The sequence below is a fragment of the Pectobacterium parmentieri genome (genome assembly GCF_001742145.1).
Lineage (GTDB): Bacteria > Pseudomonadota > Gammaproteobacteria > Enterobacterales > Enterobacteriaceae > Pectobacterium > Pectobacterium parmentieri.
This window is the reverse complement of record NZ_CP015749.1, coordinates 284170-301152: the sequence shown is the minus strand read 5'-3', so window position 1 is coordinate 301152 and position 16983 is coordinate 284170. Positions and strand designations below refer to the sequence as shown.

The 16983-nt window shown below is 53.7% G+C and carries 17 protein-coding genes; 9 read left to right on the top strand and 8 right to left on the bottom strand.

Annotated features, from left to right (window positions below):
- Window positions 1-49: 49 nt before the first annotated feature.
- From A8F97_RS01295 to A8F97_RS01275, 5 genes are all read right to left on the bottom strand, one after another.
- Window positions 50-793: an amino acid ABC transporter ATP-binding protein gene (locus A8F97_RS01295; protein ID WP_011094997.1), complete on the bottom strand. Its 744-nt coding sequence runs from the start codon at window positions 791-793 to the stop codon at window positions 50-52.
- The gene (locus tag A8F97_RS01290) at window positions 774-1427 is read right to left on the bottom strand and encodes an amino acid ABC transporter permease (RefSeq protein ID WP_011094998.1); all 654 of its coding nucleotides are present in this window, start codon (window positions 1425-1427) and stop codon (window positions 774-776) included. Before A8F97_RS01290 ends, A8F97_RS01295 begins: the two co-directional genes overlap by 20 nt.
- Window positions 1424-2092 carry an amino acid ABC transporter permease gene (locus A8F97_RS01285; RefSeq protein ID WP_033071896.1) on the bottom strand — a complete coding sequence of 223 codons (669 nt, stop codon included), beginning with the start codon at window positions 2090-2092 and terminating at the stop codon, window positions 1424-1426. Before A8F97_RS01285 ends, A8F97_RS01290 begins: the two co-directional genes overlap by 4 nt.
- Before the next feature lie 12 nt (window positions 2093-2104).
- Window positions 2105-2890 carry a transporter substrate-binding domain-containing protein gene (locus A8F97_RS01280; RefSeq protein WP_033072082.1) on the bottom strand — a complete coding sequence of 262 codons (786 nt, stop codon included), beginning with the start codon at window positions 2888-2890 and terminating at the stop codon, window positions 2105-2107.
- Window positions 2891-3352: 462 nt separating this feature from the next.
- A complete protein-coding gene (locus tag A8F97_RS01275) occupies window positions 3353-4192 on the bottom strand; it encodes a MurR/RpiR family transcriptional regulator (RefSeq protein ID WP_033072083.1) in 840 nt (279 codons plus the stop codon).
- 196 nt (window positions 4193-4388) lie between these two features.
- On the opposite strand from A8F97_RS01275, the gene A8F97_RS01270 reads away from it, so the two are divergent.
- The 4 genes from A8F97_RS01270 to hpxZ are packed head-to-tail and all read left to right on the top strand — an operon-like array spanning window position 4389 to window position 7999.
- Window positions 4389-5975, top strand: coding sequence for a gamma-glutamyltransferase family protein (locus A8F97_RS01270; protein WP_033071897.1), 1587 nt, complete (start codon window positions 4389-4391; stop codon window positions 5973-5975).
- A gap of 25 nt (window positions 5976-6000) precedes the next feature.
- Entirely contained in the window at window positions 6001-6207 is a 207-nt protein-coding gene (gene hpxX / locus A8F97_RS01265; RefSeq protein WP_033071898.1) for an oxalurate catabolism protein HpxX, read from the top strand.
- Window positions 6204-7601 (top strand): AtzE family amidohydrolase, encoded by a 1398-nt coding sequence (locus tag A8F97_RS01260; protein ID WP_033071899.1) that lies wholly within the window; start codon window positions 6204-6206, stop codon window positions 7599-7601. Before hpxX ends, A8F97_RS01260 begins: the two co-directional genes overlap by 4 nt.
- Window positions 7602-7612: 11 nt before the next feature.
- Window positions 7613-7999 carry an oxalurate catabolism protein HpxZ gene (gene hpxZ, locus A8F97_RS01255; RefSeq protein ID WP_014701143.1) on the top strand — a complete coding sequence of 129 codons (387 nt, stop codon included), beginning with the start codon at window positions 7613-7615 and terminating at the stop codon, window positions 7997-7999.
- Between the two features lie 45 nt (window positions 8000-8044).
- On the opposite strand, the gene A8F97_RS01250 is transcribed toward hpxZ, so the two are convergent.
- Window positions 8045-8437, bottom strand: a complete 393-nt coding sequence (locus tag A8F97_RS01250; protein ID WP_014701144.1) for a VOC family protein — start codon at window positions 8435-8437, stop codon at window positions 8045-8047.
- Window positions 8438-9106: 669 nt separating this feature from the next.
- On the opposite strand from A8F97_RS01250, the gene proV reads away from it, so the two are divergent.
- The 3 genes from proV (at window position 9107) to proX (ending at window position 12636) form a co-directional block, all read left to right on the top strand.
- Window positions 9107-10309 (top strand): glycine betaine/L-proline ABC transporter ATP-binding protein ProV, encoded by a 1203-nt coding sequence (gene proV / locus A8F97_RS01245; protein ID WP_014701145.1) that lies wholly within the window; start codon window positions 9107-9109, stop codon window positions 10307-10309.
- Complete coding sequence (gene proW, locus A8F97_RS01240) at window positions 10302-11504, top strand: glycine betaine/L-proline ABC transporter permease ProW (protein WP_033071900.1); 1203 nt, start codon at window positions 10302-10304, stop codon at window positions 11502-11504. Before proV ends, proW begins: the two co-directional genes overlap by 8 nt.
- A 127-nt stretch (window positions 11505-11631) precedes the next feature.
- Window positions 11632-12636 (top strand): glycine betaine/L-proline ABC transporter substrate-binding protein ProX, encoded by a 1005-nt coding sequence (gene proX, locus A8F97_RS01235; protein ID WP_025920047.1) that lies wholly within the window; start codon window positions 11632-11634, stop codon window positions 12634-12636.
- A 103-nt stretch (window positions 12637-12739) separates the two neighbouring features.
- Here the strand turns inward: proX and A8F97_RS01230 are convergent, their stop codons facing one another.
- Entirely contained in the window at window positions 12740-13630 is an 891-nt protein-coding gene (locus tag A8F97_RS01230; RefSeq protein ID WP_033071901.1) for an alpha/beta fold hydrolase, read from the bottom strand.
- 91 nt (window positions 13631-13721) lie between these two features.
- Here A8F97_RS01230 and A8F97_RS01225 point away from each other — a divergent pair, with 91 nt between their 5' ends.
- A complete protein-coding gene (locus A8F97_RS01225) occupies window positions 13722-14303 on the top strand; it encodes a CGNR zinc finger domain-containing protein (RefSeq protein WP_015731079.1) in 582 nt (193 codons plus the stop codon).
- A gap of 137 nt (window positions 14304-14440) precedes the next feature.
- Here A8F97_RS01225 and A8F97_RS01220 read toward each other — a convergent pair whose 3' ends face one another.
- Window positions 14441-15601 carry a lactonase family protein gene (locus tag A8F97_RS01220; protein WP_033071902.1) on the bottom strand — a complete coding sequence of 387 codons (1161 nt, stop codon included), beginning with the start codon at window positions 15599-15601 and terminating at the stop codon, window positions 14441-14443.
- Window positions 15602-15761: 160 nt separating this feature from the next.
- Between A8F97_RS01220 and A8F97_RS01215 the strand changes: the two genes are divergently transcribed.
- Entirely contained in the window at window positions 15762-16982 is a 1221-nt protein-coding gene (locus A8F97_RS01215) for an MFS transporter (protein ID WP_014701151.1), read from the top strand.
- Window position 16983: the final 1 nt, after the last annotated feature.

Sequence of the window (16983 nt, the reverse complement as noted above, 5' to 3'; positions counted from 1 at the left end):
GGTTATTGCTCCAGACTTTTATTTCGGCTTACACACTCGAAAAGCGTCATTACGCTTCCGATAATCCTCGTACCGAGGCGATAAACTGTTTCAACTCGCGGGTCTGCGGGTTAGCGAACAGCGTTTTACTGTCGCCCTGCTCCCAGACGGTGCCCTGATGCATAAACACCACGCGGTCGCCCACTTCGCGGGCAAAATTCATTTCATGCGTGACCAGAATCAGCGTCATGCCTTCTGCGGCAAGCTGTTCCAACACCTTCAACACTTCGCCGACGAGTTCAGGATCGAGTGCCGAGGTAATTTCGTCACACAGCAGGACTTTTGGATTCATCGCCAATGCGCGGGCAATAGCGACGCGCTGCTGCTGACCACCCGACAGGTTGCCGGGATAATAATGAAGGCGTTCACCCAGCCCAACCTTGTTAAGCATCTGTTCGCCTAACGCCTGACACTCCGCCGCGCTTTTACCCAGCACGCGGCGCGGCGCCAGCATCACGTTTTCCAGCGCCGTCATGTGCGGAAACAGATTGAAGTTCTGGAACACCATCCCGACCGAGCGGCTGATCTCGCGCGCCTGCGAATCCCTGTCGGTGACCGTCACCCCGCCCAGCTTGATACTGCCGTCCTGATAGCCTTCCAGACCGTTCATGCAACGCAGTAATGTGCTCTTACCCGAACCGCTGCGCCCGATGATCGAAATAACCTCACCCATTTCGATATCCAGATCCACCCCTTTCAGGACATGGTTCTGGCCGTAATATTTTTGAACCTGATTAATGGTGATGAGCGGCATTGAATTTCTTCTCCAGATAGCGGCTGTAGTAAGAGAGCGGATAGCACATCAGGAAATAGCCCAGCGCCACCAATCCGAACACTTTAAACGGCTGATAGGTCACGTTATTCAACATGGTTCCCGCTTTGGTCAGTTCGATAAACCCGATGATCGACGCCAGCGCGGTGCCTTTGATCACCTGCACGGAGAACCCAACGGTAGGTGCGATGGCAATACGCATCGCCTGCGGCGCAATCACCCGATAGAGCGTCTGACCGAAATCCAGCCCGAGACAGCGCGACGCTTCCCACTGCCCTTTCGGTAACGCTTCCACGCTGCCGCACCAGATATCCACCAGAAAGGCGCTGGTAAACAGCGTCAGCGCCAGTGCGGCCGCCGTCCACGGGCTGACATCAATACCGAACAGCGCCAGACCGAAGAACGCGAGAAACAACTGCATCAGCAGCGGCGTGCCCTGAAATAACTCGGAATACAGATGGACAAAGCGCGTCGCCCATTTGCGTTTGGTCAGCCGCAACAGCATAAGCGGAAACGTCACCAGCGCCCCGCCGATGAAGGCCGTCAGCGACAATAGCAGCGTCCAACGCGCCGCCAGCAGCAGGTTGCGCACAATATCCCAGTCGGTAAATGTCATGATTGCTGACTCCCTAAGAAACGCCGACCTGCCAGCAGTAAAAGTTGCCGCATCAGAACAGACAACACGAGATAACACAGCGTGGTCGCCAGATACACTTCAAAGCTCAGAAAAGTACGGGACTGAATCAGGTTAGCGGCAAAGGTCAGTTCCTCGTAGGAAACCTGTGACACCACCGACGATCCCAGCATGACAATAATGCATTGACTGACCAGCGCCGGATAAATCCGCTGGAGCGCAGGCGGCAAAATCACGCGCAGAAAAGTCTGCATCCGCGTCAGCCCCAGCACGCGAGCGGCTTCCCACTGGCCTTTCGGCGTCACCTGAATGCCCGCACGAATAATCTCGGTGCTGTACGCGCCAAGATTAATCAACATCGCTAACAGCGCAGCCTCCCCGGCCGTCAGCTTCCAACCCAGACTCGGCAAGCCGAAGACGATAAAGAACAACTGAACCACAAACGGCGTATTGCGGATCAGCTCGACGTAGATCCCCCACAGCCGACTCAGCAGGGTGGGCTTGCCGCTACGCAAGGCCGCCCCGCAGATACCAATGGCGATACCGCCGAAGGTTGCCATGACTGTCAGCTCAATGGTGACCCACAGCCCCGCCAGCAGCTCAGGCCAGAACGGCAACAGTGCGGAAAAATTAAGCTGATAGGTCATGGCCCGCTCCCGTTACGCTTTGATGCTGGCTGGCAACGGCGCTTTCAGCCATTTTTCCGACAGGCTATTGAGCGTCTCGTCTTTCAATGCCTGTTCGATCAGCGCATCGACTTTCGCTTTCAGCGCAGGCTCATCTTTCTTCATCCCGATGTAGCACGGCGAATCTTTCAGCATAAACTTCGCGACAGGCGCTTTCGTTGGGTTCTGCTCGGCGATAGCGGCGACAACCAAATTGCCCGTGGCAACAAACTCCACCTGCCCTGACAGATACGCCGACAGCGTGGTGTTGTTATCTTCGTAGCGCTTAATCTGTGCGGCCTTCGGTGCCGTTTCCGTCAGGACCATATCCTCTACCGCACCGCGTGTGACGCCAATGCTCTTCCCTTCCAGCGCTTCTGACGAGGCTAACGCGCTGTCTTTCGGTCCGAATACACCCAGAAAGAACGGCGCATAGGCGCGACTGAAATCGATCACTTTTTCACGCTCGGCATTTTTTCCCAAGCTGGAGATCACCAGATCAACCTTGTTGGTTTGCAGATACGGCACGCGGTTGGCGCTGGTTACCGGAACCAGTTGCAACGTTAGTTTCATCTCTTTCGCCAGATAGCGGGCGATATCGATGTCATAGCCCTGCGGTTGCAGATCGGTGCCGACCGACCCAAACGGTGGGAAATCCTGCGGTACGGCAACACGCAGCACACCGCGTTTCTCGATATCCTGCAACTGATCGGCCATCGCGCTACCGGCCTGAACCAGTAACATTGCCGCGCCCATCACCGCCAGTAACCCTTTTTTGATGCCCAGTTTATTGATCAACATCGTCTCTGCCCCCGGTTAGTGTAATTGAAACGAAAGATTCTTTAAAAATAAATACTGAAACTATCGTTACAAACACTAAGCAAGGAGCATGCCAGATTAAATTCGTACTCTTGGCGATGAGGAACAGCGTAGAAGGTCAGGGAATCATGGCATCGCTGTGGATATGGATATGCGATATCAGTGAACAGTTTCGGGCGTGATTGAAGAGAGATCATTTATGCAACTCATGCACCACGCCCGACGTAGGGCTGCTCATTCGGGATGCCCCACGTTTCTCATCATAATTTTTTACGCCTATGAACAGATAACAACGAGAAACAATCCACAGCGCTACGTCACAAAAATAATCCAGAGCTATCACGCCCGAAACGATCTGCATGGCTATATAATAACCAGTCAAAACGCACTATTAAAGTGCAAAAGCACCATCCCAACGCACCATTAGCGTTGCTCAAGCTCCTCCAGTTCACCATAAAGATCCGCGATCTGGTGGATGCGCTGGCGTCCATCACGCAGCATTTCATGCAATAGCGCATTACTGATCACATTCACCAGACTCATGGCAGACGAATAGCTATCAAACGCCGATACGCTATCCAGCGGAACGCACAGCGACCAGGTTGCCAACGGCATCAGCGCACTCACCTGAGGTTCGCAGAGCAGCAGCACAGGCACGCCACGTTTTTGCAGTTGCACCAGCAGCGGCTGGATTAACCGTGAGCGGCGGCGAAAGGCCACCACAATCACAACATCCTGCGCCGTGAGATCGACCAGCTCTTCGGATAGCGTCTGCCCCGGCTGCGTCAGCAGCGTGACCTGTTGGCGAATCTGAAGCAACTGTTGGCGCAGATGCAGCGCGACTGGATAGCTGTTGCGTAGCCCAATCAGACACAGGCGCTGCGCCTGCATCAGCGCCTGAATCACGGCACCAAACTGTACGGAGTCAATCTGGTTTATCCACTGCGTCAGGTTCGCCATTTCCTGTTTGTAATGCCGTGCCAGCAGCGTATTCCCCTGCACCGTATCGCGGTTATCCGCCAGCGGCATCCCACTCTGGCGCAACGTTCTCAGTTCATCGCGCATGTCGCGGTAGCTGGGGTAGCCCAATCGTTTGAACAAGCGGCTGACGGTCGCTTTGGAAGCGCCACTCAGCCGTGCCAGCTCGGCGCTGTTGTAGCTGATCAGATCGTCAAAGTGATCGAAGATGAAATCCGCAACGCGCTGTTCCTGCGGTGCAAGCTCGCTGTAGCGATCCCGTAATCGTTCATCTATTTGCATCATCATCTCTCGTCCATTGCGCTTGCTGTAACGTTTGTTTCATTACGCAGAACATAGCACAGGATTGTCAGGATGATATAGCCACGCCTTACGGCACACATATGGACTTCCCATCGCACCGAAAAACTGGAACGCCGTTTGCTTATAGCTAGGGTTAATAGAGCAACTCACACTACCCTACATAAAAAGGAATATCGAAATGATGCAAAGTAATACCGCCCCGCTGGGCATGGCGGTGGCACCTCATCATTTAGCCAGCGCCAGCGCATTGGCTATTCTGCGTGAAGGTGGAAACGCCATTGAAGCCATGGTCGCGGCGGCAGCAACCATGGCCGTGGTGTATCCACATATGAACGGGATCGGCGGTGACGGTTTCTGGCTGATTGTGCCGCCACGCGGCGAACCTGTCGCCATTGATGCCAGCGGCGCGGCGGGGTCATTGGCCTGCCGTGAGTGGTATCGGGGTGAGAGCCGTATTCCGCATCGCGGCCCGAAAGCGGCGTTGACGGTCGCGGGCACCGTCGGCGGCTGGCAGGAAGCGTTAGCATTCTCTCAAGAAATGGGAGGAGAACCGCTACCGCTCGCTCGTTTACTGTCTGACGCGATTCGCTATGCAGCGGACGGCATTCCCGTCACGCAATCGCAGGAAGATGCGCTCACCCAGCGCTATCATGAACTGAGCGATTTTCCGGCCTTTAGCCAACTCTTTATGCCACAGGGAAATATCCCGCGTGCGGGCAGCCGTTTCACGCAGTCTGACTTAGCCGATACCTTAACGACGCTGAGCATTGAGGGGCTGGACAGCTTTTATCGCGGCTCCGTCGCCGCTCGGCTGTCAGCACAGATGACGCGGCTCGGGATGCCACTAACGGCTGACGATCTGGCAAACTACCGCGCCAAGCGAACAACGCCGCTGGTGCTGAAACACAGTAAAGGCGATATCTACAACCTCGCGCCGCCGACGCAGGGTCTGGTGTCTCTCGCGATCCTCGGCCTGACCGATCATTTAGAAATGGAAGATCTGAGCGATAGCCAGACGATCCATCGTATTGTCGAATCGACCAAGCTGGCGTTTGGCCTACGTGACCGCTTCATTACCGATCCCAAGTTGATGACGCAAAATGTTCAGGCGCTACTGGAAAACGATGCGCTTGGTGTACTGGCGCGACAGATCGATACGCGAAAAGCCGCATCGTGGGGAGAAGGTAAAGGCCCCGGCGACACCGTCTGGATGGGCGTATGTGACAGCAGCGGCCTATGCGTCTCTTTCATTCAGAGTATTTATCACGAATTTGGCAGCGGTGTTGTGCTGCCGGGAACTGGCGTGCTCTGGCAGAACCGCGGTGCCTCATTCAGCCTCGATCCGGCACATCTGCTGGCGTTAGAACCCGGTAAGCAACCTTTTCATACCTTAAACCCTGCCGCCGCACGTTTATCCGACGGACGTACGATGGTCTACGGCTCGATGGGTGGAGACGGACAGCCACAGACACAGGCAGCCATCTTTATTCGTCACGTCCAGCAAGGGCTACCGCTACAACAGGCGATTACCGCTCCACGCTGGCTGCTGGGTCGCACCTGGGGGCAATCCTCTGACACCCTGAAGATCGAAGATCGCTTTAAACCCGCCACCGTGGATGCATTGCGCCAGCTAGGGCATGACGTCGAGCTGTTGGGCAGTTTTAGCGAAACCGTCGGTCACGCAGGAGCCATCGTGCGCCACACCAACGGCATGCTGGAAGGCGCTTTCGATCCACGCAGCAACGGCAGCGCGGCAGGCTTTTAGTCCTACTTAACTGGGAGAAAACAGAATGACGATGATCGAACAAGACGCGCTGGCGGCGTATCTGCAACAGATGGAAACACTATTATCCCTGCAACTCAGCCAGGAACGGCGTCAGGAACTGTTAGTGCAATTCAGCCGTATCCACGCCATGGCACAGCCGTTGATGGCATTTCCCCTCGATGAGCATCAGGAAATTGCCGGGGTTTATACGCTAGGAGCTTATACGCTATGAGTTTATACGCCAAGCGCGCGTCCTCACCGTTATCCATCCGGCAGATTCAGCAAGGCCTGCAGGCGGGAACGTTCTCCGCCAAAGAGCTTGCACAGCAGGCACTAGCCGCGATTGAGCAAACCAATCCTACAATTAATGCTTATACCCATGTCACCGGTGAACGCATGTTGGCAGAAGCTGAGCATATTGATGCATGCCGTCAATGCGGGGAAACCTTACCCGCGCTGGCCGGTGTACCTTATGCCGTAAAGAACCTGTTTGATGTCAGCGGCGAAACCACGCTGGCAGGTGCCGAACTTCTCAGTAAACGCCCCCCCGCCGCACAGGATGCTTTTGCCATCCGCCAGCTTGCCAGTCAGGGCGCGCTGCTGTCCGGCATGTTAAATATGGATGCCTATGCCTACGGCTTTACCACTGAGAACAGCCATTACGGCCCCACGCGTAACCCGCTCGACACACAGCGTATTGCAGGAGGATCTTCTGGCGGATCGGCGGCCGCCGTCGCCGCAGGGCTGGTTAACTTTACACTGGGCAGCGACACCAATGGCTCGATCCGCGTGCCGTCGTCGCTCTGCGGCATTTTCGGGCTTAAGCCGACGTTTGGCCGTTTATCACGTCACGGTAGCCACCCGTTTGTCGCCAGCCTCGACCACATCGGCCCATTCGCACGTAGCGTGGACGATCTGGCATTGGTGTTCGATGCACTACAAGGCCGCGACAAGCACGATCGCTTTCAGGCCGAGCGGGAAACGCAACATACCGCCGAACAGTTGGAGACAGGCAGCGACGGACTACGCTATGCGGTACTCGATGGCTACTTTTCCACATGGGGTAGCGAGGAGGCAAAAACCGCCGTCTGCCAAATCGCACAGGCGCTGGACGTGCAGGACAGCCTGACGTTAACCGACGCCGCATTGGCACGCAGCGCCGCTTTTATTCTGTCGGCCAGCGAAGGCGGGAATCAGTATTTGCCCGATTTACGTACTCAACCTGAACGCTTCGAGCCACTGTCACGCGAGCGGTTGCTGGCTGGCGCGATGATCCCAGCCGCCTGGTATGTACAGGCCCAGCGCTTCCGTAACTATTTTCGTCAACAGACGTTGGCGTTATTTGAACACACCGACCTGCTGATTGCCCCCGCGACACCCTGCTCCGCCACGTTGATTGGTCAGGAAATCATGCATATTAATGATACCGACCTACCCGTTCGCGCCAGCATGGGCATGCTGACACAGCCGATCTCTTTCGTCGGGCTGCCCGTCGTGACAGTACCGGTAGCAACCGCCAGCGGCCTGCCGATAGGTATTCAGATTATTGCCGCACCGTGGCGCGAGGATCTTTGCCTGCGGACGGCGTGGGCGCTTGAGCAACAAGGAATAACCTATACCTTATGAGGAAAGAAAATATGTTGCCTGACGATATCAACCAACCGGATGTGCTGGCCGATGTGACTGCCGCCTTTTATCGCTACGAAAAAGCCTTAACGGGTAATGATATTGCGGTGCTGGATGAGTTGTTCTGGCACGATGAAAAAACGGTGCGCTACGGTGCGGGAGAAAATCTGTACGGGATCGAGGAAATCCGCGCCTTTCGCCTCACTCGTCCTTCTGCTGGTCTGGACAGATCCCTGGGTAATACGGTCATCACCACTTACGGTCATGATATGGCCGTCGCCAGCACCGAGTTTACCCGCACAGGCAGCACGACGATTGGCCGCCAAATGCAAACCTGGGCCAAAATGCCCGAAGGCTGGCGCATTGTCGCCGCCCACGTCAGCCTGATGAGCGAGTGATAAAGGGGAATTCCCCCCTATCACCATGTCGACAGAATCCGACGTTCAAGGCTGGCGGTGATACACCGCTTCAATATTGTATCCATCCGGGTCGCGCACGAATGCGGCGTAATAATCCCGATGATAATTCGGACGCAGCCCCGGTGGCCCATTATCTATGCCCCCCACCGCCATAGCGGCAGCAAAAAAAGCCTCCACACGCTCTCGCGAGGCGGCACTGAAAGCAAAGTGCACCGCAGGACAAGGCTCGCCCTTTGACTGATAAATCCAGAATTCGCCACCGGGATCGCTCGACTCGCCATATCCTTCCGTCACCGCAAAACTGACGGCAAACGACATGTCCTTAATCAGTGTGTAACCCAGTGGTTCAAGCGCAGCCGCATAAAATTGTCGGCTACGGGTAATATCCCGAACCGGTATGCTCAGGTGATCTAACACGATGGCCTCTTTCGATAGTCGTCATGGATGATATTTAACCATCATAACCCTATATTTTATCTGGATAACGCGATCGCGATCGGCAAAATACACATGCACGATAGCGCACGAAGCATCTCACCAAATTGGTACCGCATCTCGACTTTATTACGCTGCAAAAATGAAGAATATATTATTCAGAACACTCTCATTTATTGGTGGGAATTAACACAATCATTTCACCCATTATATCTTTGCTATACTGTATAAAATACCGACAGATAGCATAAGTAAAAAATGTACCTGCGTCGGCCTATTTGAGTGTCTACAAGTCAAAAATTGTGATTTATTTACCCTATTATTCGATTAGTGAAATTCACTATAAATAGCGGTTTATTCACAATCAGAAAAGGTTATATCAGCCACCAATCTAATACGCAAAACCTAACAGGTAACGCACTGTTATAAAAAGAATTACCTTTCAAATCAAAAACCATAAAGATCACGTAAATCATGAAGATAACGCAGCAATAATCACGTTACCGCTATCGCTAATATTAGCCTGACAAGAGATTGCATTGAGGCAATAAAGGGTTGTCTCAGAATCTGAGTATGTTAGGGTAGATTATGTTTAATCATTATCAGGGTTAAGTTATAGAATTATATACGACACAGGAAAACAATAATTTCATGGCAATTAAACTTGAAGTAAAGAATCTTTATAAGATATTTGGCGAGCACCCAGACAGAGCATTTAAACTGATTGATAAAGGCCTGAGCAAAGATCAGGTATTTGAAAAAACAGGGCTTACTGTCGGGGTAAAAGATGCCAGTCTGGCCATTGAAGAAGGCGAGATATTTGTCATCATGGGATTATCCGGTTCCGGCAAATCAACCATGGTACGCCTTCTCAATCGTCTGATCGAACCCACCCGTGGTCAGGTACTGATCGACGGCGAAGATATCTCCAGGATATCCGATACCGCGCTGCGCGACGTGCGTCGTAAGAAGATCAGTATGGTGTTCCAATCCTTTGCGCTCATGCCGCATCTGAATATCCTCAACAATACCGCGTTTGGTATGGAACTGGCTGGCGTGCCGAAAGCGGAACGCGAGCAAAAAGCGCTGGATGCATTACAGCAGGTCGGCCTTGAAGCCTACGCGGCATCTTACCCGGATGAACTATCCGGCGGGATGCGGCAGCGTGTCGGTCTGGCGCGAGCGTTAGCGAATGACCCCGATATCCTGTTGATGGATGAGGCATTCTCCGCGCTTGATCCGCTGATCCGTACTGAAATGCAGGATGAGTTAGTCAAACTTCAGTCCCGTCATCAACGCACTATCGTCTTTATCTCGCACGATTTGGATGAAGCGATGCGCATCGGTGACCGGATTGCCATCATGCACGGCGGCGAAGTGATTCAGGTCGGTACGCCCGATGAGATCCTGAATAACCCAGCCAATGACTATGTGCGCACCTTTTTCCGCGGTGTCGATATCAGCCACGTGTTTAGCGCCAAAGATATCGCCCGTCGTCGCCCAGTCACCTTAATCCGTAAAACTCCCGGCGTGGGGCCACGTTCCGCGCTAAAAATCCTTCAGGACGAAGACCGTGATTATGGCTACGTGCTGGAAGGAGGGAAACGCTTCATTGGCATCGTGTCTATTGATTCACTGAAACAAGCGCTGAAAGAACAGTTGCCGCTGGAACAGGCGTTACTGCCCGAACCTGCTCCCGTGCCCGCAGATATGTCACTCAACGAGCTGATTTCTCAGGTCGCACAGGCTCCCTGTGCCGTCCCTGTCGTCGGCGAAAACCATGAGTACATTGGCATCATTTCCAAAGGAATGCTGCTACAGGCACTGGATAAGGAAGGAGTGACCAATGAGTAAATCAACCTCAAATCCGTGGGACACCACCACGACACAAAATCAGCCAGCCGATCACACGGCTGATAGTGCGACACCAGCACAGCACGGTTCGACGCCAGATAGCGCACCACAGAGCGATCCCTGGTCTACCGGCGCACCTACTCAAGATGCACCGGCTAACAGCAGCGATGCCTGGAGCAGCGCACCGGCTCCCGATGGTTCTACCGATGCCGCCCATCAGGCTGCGCAATCCGGCAGTGACTGGCTAAACAGCGCCGCCCCCTCGACGCCTGAGCATTTTAATCTGCTCGACCCGTTTAAGGACACGCTGATCCCGCTGGACAGTTGGGTCACCCACGGTATCGACTGGGTTGTCCTGCACTTCAGACCTATCTTCCAGGGCATTCGCGTGCCGGTCGATTTTATTCTGGGCGGCTTTCAACAATTCCTGCTGGGGATGCCTGCGCCGATTGCCATTCTGGTGTTTTCGCTGATTGCCTGGCAGATGTCCAGCCTCGGTATGGGCGTGGCAACCCTACTGTCTCTGATTGCGATTGGCGCGATTGGTGCCTGGTCACAGGCCATGATCACGTTAGCGCTGGTGCTGACCGCACTGTTCTTCTGCGTACTTATCGGACTCCCCATGGGGATCTGGCTGGCACGTAGCGAACGAGCCGCCAAGATTATTCGTCCACTGCTCGATGCCATGCAGACTACGCCCGCGTTCGTCTATCTGGTGCCTATCGTCATGCTGTTCGGTATCGGTAACGTGCCGGGTGTGGTGGTGACCATTATCTTTGCCCTGCCGCCGATTATTCGCTTAACGATTCTGGGTATTCGCCAGGTTCCCGCCGATCTGATTGAGGCCGCGGAGTCATTCGGTGCCAGCCCACGCCAGATGCTGTTTAAGGTTCAACTGCCGCTGGCCATGCCGACCATCATGGCTGGTGTTAATCAGACGCTGATGCTGGCACTGTCGATGGTGGTTATCGCCTCGATGATCGCCGTGGGTGGTTTAGGCCAGATGGTACTGCGCGGGATTGGCCGTCTGGATATGGGTCTGGCTGCCGTCGGCGGTGTTGGGATTGTTATTCTGGCCATTATTCTTGACCGCCTTACCCAGTCTCTGGGGCGCGATCGTCGCAGCAAGGGCAATAAAAGCTGGTACGCCAGCGGCCCAATTGGCCTGCTGACACGTCCTTTCATCAAGCAGTAATGCTCGTCCCGCTTGTCTGGCATACGTCAGACAAGCGGCGACATTCACTGTTCGTTTTATCCGCAATATTCATTTTATTAGCCACACTCACGAATCAACGCACGATAAAAAAACAGAGGGAATCATGATGCCAAACACCAAACTTTGGGCCGCCGCCCTGACTACCGCACTGTTGAGTACGCAGGTTTACGCCGCTGACACCGCGCAACCGGGGAAAGGTATTTCCGTTATTCCAGTGCAAAGTACCATCTCCGAGGAAACGTTCCAGACGCTGCTGGTCAGCCGCGCGTTGGAAAAACTGGGCTATGACGTGCAATCTCCCCGTGAAGTGGACTACAACGTCGCCTACACCTCAATTGCCTCTGGCGATGCAACGTTTATCGCGGTGAACTGGGATCCGCTACACGCCGACCAATATAAAGCGGCTGGCGGGGACGCGAAGTTCTACCGTCAGGGCGAATATGTCTCCGGTGCCGCTCAGGGCTATCTGATCGACAAGAAAACCGCTGAAAAATACAAGATCACCAATATTGCGCAGCTAAAAGATCCAAAAATTGCCAAGCTGTTTGATACCAACGGCGACGGCAAAGCCGATCTGACAGGCTGTACGCCGGGTTGGGGATGCGAAGCCGCCATCAACCACCATCTTCCCGCCTATGGCTTAACCAACACGGTCGAGCATAATCAGGGCAACTATGCGGCGATGATCGCCGATACCATCACCCGTTACAAAGAAGGCAAGCCGATTCTGTACTACACTTGGACGCCGTACTGGGTGAGTGATGTGCTGGTTCCGGGCCGTGACGTAGTCTGGTTGCAGGTGCCTTTCTCTTCTCAACCGGGTGAAATGAAGGATGTCAGCACTAAGCTGCCAAACGGTGCCGACTATGGCTTCCCGGTTAACACCATGAAGATTGCCGCGAATAAAGTATGGGCCGAGAAAAACCCCGCAGCGGCGAAGCTGTTCGCCATCATGAAGCTGCCGATTGCCGATGTGAATGCGCAGAATCTGCGTATGCATGAAGGTCAGGGTTCACAGAAGGATATCGAACGTCATGTGGATGGCTGGATCAAAGCCCACCAGCAGTTGTTTGACGGCTGGGTGAAAACCGCCGCCGATGCCGCAAAATAATCACCTGTAGACGCTCGCCCCTTTCCAGCGAAAGGGGCGAGCGTTTTCTACGTTCCCACAACAACACTTCCCCCCTGACGCCTCATCAAACCCAATCAGAAAATCATTTTATATTGTCGTCCAGGAATGTGTGGATGACAGGGATGATGTCATTTGCATGCGTTTCTAAAGCAAAATGCCCGGTATCGTAGAAACGGATATCCGCATGGGGAATATCTCGTTTCCACGCTTCCGCACCGGCAGGCAAAAAGTAAGGATCGTGGCGACCCCAGACAGCAAGCAGCGGTGGTTGTTGCTCACGGAAGTAAGTCTGGAATTCAGGATAGCGCTGAACATTGGAGGCGTAATCCAGTAGCAGATCCAGTTGAATATCAGCATTGCCTGAGCGAGACACATGCTGCCCTTCAAGGGTGTATCCATCAGGGGAGACAAGACTGGTATCACAGACGCCTTCTAAATATTGCCATTTCACGGAGGCGGCGGTCGGAAAATCATGAAGAGCAGCACGATTCTCTGCCGTCGGTGAGTGCCAATATCGTCTGATCGCATCCCATCCTTGCGCCAAACCTTCTTCATAAGCATTACCGTTCTGCGAAATAATTGCCGTAATACGATCGGGATGAGCCGTAGCGAGGCGCCATCCAACCGGTGCGCCATAGTCATGAACCATGATCGCATAGCGCTGGAGCTTCAACTGTTCAGTAAACCGATCTATCGTCTTTGCCAAATTATCAAACGTATAGTCATACTCATCGCTTCCCGGCGATTCCGTGAAACCGAAGGACGGCAGATCGGGAGCAATCACGTGATAATTATCAGCAAGTGCCGGAATCAGTTCTCTAAACATGTACGAAGATGCAGCGAATCCATGCAGTAGCAAAATGCTGGGTGATGAGGGCTTTCCTGCTTCACGATAGAAAATATTTACGTTACCCACCAGCTCATAGCGATAGTGGACTTGGCTCTCGGATGTCGTTGCTATATCAGTATTCACAGTTCCTTTCCTTTGTAACCTTTAAAGTTGTTATTTGAAGGTTACAGACATTTAATGTAACCTGTCAATATCATTTTAAGGGTTACCATCAATGCACACATCACCGATAACTCAGCCTCACTTTCTCGCGAATAATCTCGCGTTGGACCTCATTAACAGTGCATTTGGCACAGGAAGCGAATACCACGACTGTTTGACGGATGACGCAAGTGTCATCGCATGGCTTAAAGCAGCTAAACAACTACCTGAAAATTTTACAGACACGCCGACCGGCCTGATTAATGAAGCTCTGGCATTGCGTCAGGCAATGGTTCAGACAATAGATGCCGTCCGATCGGGTAAGGAATATGACCCTGAACGAATAAACCATATTCTTGATAGTGGACGGTCGGTAAGAATGCTGGAATGGAATAGTCAGCAAACCGGTTTTAGCGTTGTTGAACGCAGGAGGGATAATAGCTGCGCCAGCTTACTCGAACCGGTAGCAATGGCGTTCGCTGCTCTGATTTCCGGGTCTGAGGTAAAATATATTCGCCAGTGTGAGGCGCACGACTGTACCCTGTTCTTTCTGGATACCACCAAATCACATCGTCGGCGATGGTGCAGCATGGCGCTCTGTGGCAACAGGATGAAAGTCGCAGCCTTCCGCTCGCGTAAGCAGGAAGCAGACTGACAAGGGGAAAATGAACGTTCACGCTGACATGAGAAAACGTCAAAAGTACGCGTTATACATCCGGTAGAGCCATTTTTCCTTCTTTCTACTACGCCCCTTTCCAACGAAAGAGGCGTTTTTTTATTGATGGGAGACCATTACGGCAGTTTAACGATTTCGACCCAGTTCGCGCCTTTTCCGGTCGGATATTGCCCTACTCGCACTAAATCCCCGTTGTCCTGATTGATGCGGTACACAGATAGTGACGTCGATTTTTCACCGCTGGCGATCAGGAATTTCCCGCTTGGATCGATCTGAATACCGCGCGGCTGCGTTTCCGTTGGATAGCGCGTAATGTATTTCAACTGACCCGTTTTCGGCTCGACCCGCAGCAGCGTAATCGTGCTTTTGGTGCGTTCCGATACGTACAGGAATTTTCCATTTGGCGTCAGACGTAAATCGGCGCTCCAGATCTGCGGTCGGCTATCGGCGTTATTTTTATCAGGTGTGATCGTTCCCGCTCTCATCCCTGCCTCGGCCGGAACGGTGTCGGTGTAATCCAACAGCGTAAGCTGACCCGTCTTTTCATCCAGCGCCAGACGCGCAACTTTGCCAGACAATTCGTTACTCACGTAAAGCGTTTTATTATCTGGTGAGAACACCAGATGGCGCGGCCCGTTCCCTCCGGGTAGTTTAATTTCGGCTAGCTCATTCGGCGTCAGCGTGCCCGTTTTCGCATCAAACCGGAACTGTACAATTTGGTCGCTGCCGAGATTGCTGGCAAAGACGAACTTATTTTTGCGATCGGCAATGATGCTGTGCGCTTTCTCGCCTGTCGGCACCACCGTGACCGCACTCGCGTTCACCTTACCGTCTTTATCAATGCCATTAACCGCGATTTTATTGCCGCCATACGAGGCGCTGAACAGCCATTTTCCCGTGAGATCCGCCGAGATGTAAGCCATGCTGTCCGGTAATTCCGCTTTGCCTAACGGGCTCAGTACACCGCTCTTGGCGTCGATTTTATAGCTGACCGCCGAGTAGGGGATGCCGCGCGTGGCAGCATAGAGGAACGATTTATCTGGGCTAACGGCCAGCGGCATCACCTTCGCCCCAGCGGCCGCTTTCCCGATAGCGGTCAATTCGCCGCTTTGCGTATTGAGTGTGTAAACATCGATCGCGCCGTCAGTGGCAGCAGAGACGTAAACCGCCGTGACTGCCTGCGCCCCCATCGACCACAGTGCCGCTGCTGGCAGCAGTGCACATCCCATTAGCATTGCAATGCTGTTTTTCTTAAACACCTGATAATGCTTAAACATACTGTCCCCTGTCGATAGTGTTATGATGCTGGCAATAAGCTAAATCAATCTCATTAAAAACAAAACAAACTTAATCAGCACAAAGATATTCTGGCATCTCAGTAGGCTCTGCCGGATACTATCGCTTCTGCTTTTAACATCATATTAACGTTCAAACACTATGCCTCTTCAGCAACAATCTACATCCTCTACACAACAACCAGGGCTTAGCCTGTCTTTGACCCTAATTATGTCTATCGCGACCGGCCTTGCCGTCGCCAGTAATTACTATGCCCAGCCGCTGCTGGAGACAATTGCCAGAGTCTTTGCGCTTTCCGTTAACCAGGCGGGATTCATTGTCACCGCCGCACAGTTGGGTTATGCCGTTGGCCTGCTGTTTTTGGTGCCGCTGGGGGATATGTTTGAACGCCGGACGCTGATTGTCGGCATGACGCTACTCGCCGCAGGCGGGATGCTGATCACCGCTTCTGCACCCACGCTCTGGATAATGATTGCTGGCACAGCGTTGACCGGCTTGTTCTCCGTTGTCGCGCAGTTGCTGGTTCCTCTTGCCGCAACGCTGGCAACGCCAGAAACGCGCGGTAAAGTCGTCGGCACAATAATGAGCGGCCTGCTGCTGGGAATTTTGCTGGCACGCACCGTGGCGGGCGCGCTGGCTTCACTCGGTGACTGGCGCACCGTGTACTGGGTTGCCAGTACGCTGATGGTCATCATGGCGCTGATTTTGTGGCGGGCATTGCCGCGCATTCCTCAGCAAAACACGCTGAACTACCCGCAGTTACTGGTCTCCATATTCAGCCTGTTCTCTGCAAATCCGCTGCTGCGCACGCGCGCGATCCTTGGTTGCCTGTCCTTTGCCAACTTCAGCATCCTGTGGACGTCGATGGCATTCCTGCTGGCCTCGCCACCCTACAGCTATTCCGAAGGCGTTATCGGTCTGTTCGGGTTGGTTGGCGCAGCGGGCGCATTAGCGGCTTCACGCGCCGGGCGACTGGTCGATCAGGGCAAAGCCAAGCCGACCACCAGCGTTGGGATTATCCTGCTTTTGCTGTCGTGGGGCTTTATTGCGCTCGGTATTCATTCCGTGGCGGCGCTGCTCATGGGGATCATCGTACTGGATCTGGCGGTTCAGGGCGTACACGTCACCAACCAGAGCGTGATCTACCGGATGATGCCCGAAGCGCGTAATCGGCTAACGGCAGGCTATATGACCAGCTATTTCATCGGCGGCGCACTGGGCTCGCTGCTTTCCGCCTCGGCCTATCAGCAGTGGGGTTGGCTGGGCGTGTGTGCTGCTGGCGGCATTATCAGCCTGTTGAACCTGCTGGTGTGGTGGCGCAGCCATCATCACGAAACACAGGAAGCGATGGCGGCGCTATAAA

Coding starts and splice junctions, on each gene's coding strand:
- A8F97_RS01220 (WP_033071902.1), bottom strand. CDS start 15,601: ATGTTTAAGCATTATCAGGTGTTTAAGAAAAACAGCATTGCAATGCTA.
- A8F97_RS01260 (WP_033071899.1), top strand. CDS start 6,204: ATGAGTTTATACGCCAAGCGCGCGTCCTCACCGTTATCCATCCGGCAG.
- A8F97_RS01215 (WP_014701151.1), top strand. CDS start 15,762: ATGCCTCTTCAGCAACAATCTACATCCTCTACACAACAACCAGGGCTT.
- A8F97_RS01290 (WP_011094998.1), bottom strand. CDS start 1,427: ATGACATTTACCGACTGGGATATTGTGCGCAACCTGCTGCTGGCGGCG.
- proW (WP_033071900.1), top strand. CDS start 10,302: ATGAGTAAATCAACCTCAAATCCGTGGGACACCACCACGACACAAAAT.
- A8F97_RS01295 (WP_011094997.1), bottom strand. CDS start 793: ATGCCGCTCATCACCATTAATCAGGTTCAAAAATATTACGGCCAGAAC.
- proV (WP_014701145.1), top strand. CDS start 9,107: ATGGCAATTAAACTTGAAGTAAAGAATCTTTATAAGATATTTGGCGAG.
- hpxX (WP_033071898.1), top strand. CDS start 6,001: ATGACGATGATCGAACAAGACGCGCTGGCGGCGTATCTGCAACAGATG.
- A8F97_RS01270 (WP_033071897.1), top strand. CDS start 4,389: ATGATGCAAAGTAATACCGCCCCGCTGGGCATGGCGGTGGCACCTCAT.
- A8F97_RS01225 (WP_015731079.1), top strand. CDS start 13,722: ATGCACACATCACCGATAACTCAGCCTCACTTTCTCGCGAATAATCTC.
- hpxZ (WP_014701143.1), top strand. CDS start 7,613: ATGTTGCCTGACGATATCAACCAACCGGATGTGCTGGCCGATGTGACT.
- A8F97_RS01275 (WP_033072083.1), bottom strand. CDS start 4,192: ATGATGCAAATAGATGAACGATTACGGGATCGCTACAGCGAGCTTGCA.
- A8F97_RS01285 (WP_033071896.1), bottom strand. CDS start 2,092: ATGACCTATCAGCTTAATTTTTCCGCACTGTTGCCGTTCTGGCCTGAG.
- proX (WP_025920047.1), top strand. CDS start 11,632: ATGCCAAACACCAAACTTTGGGCCGCCGCCCTGACTACCGCACTGTTG.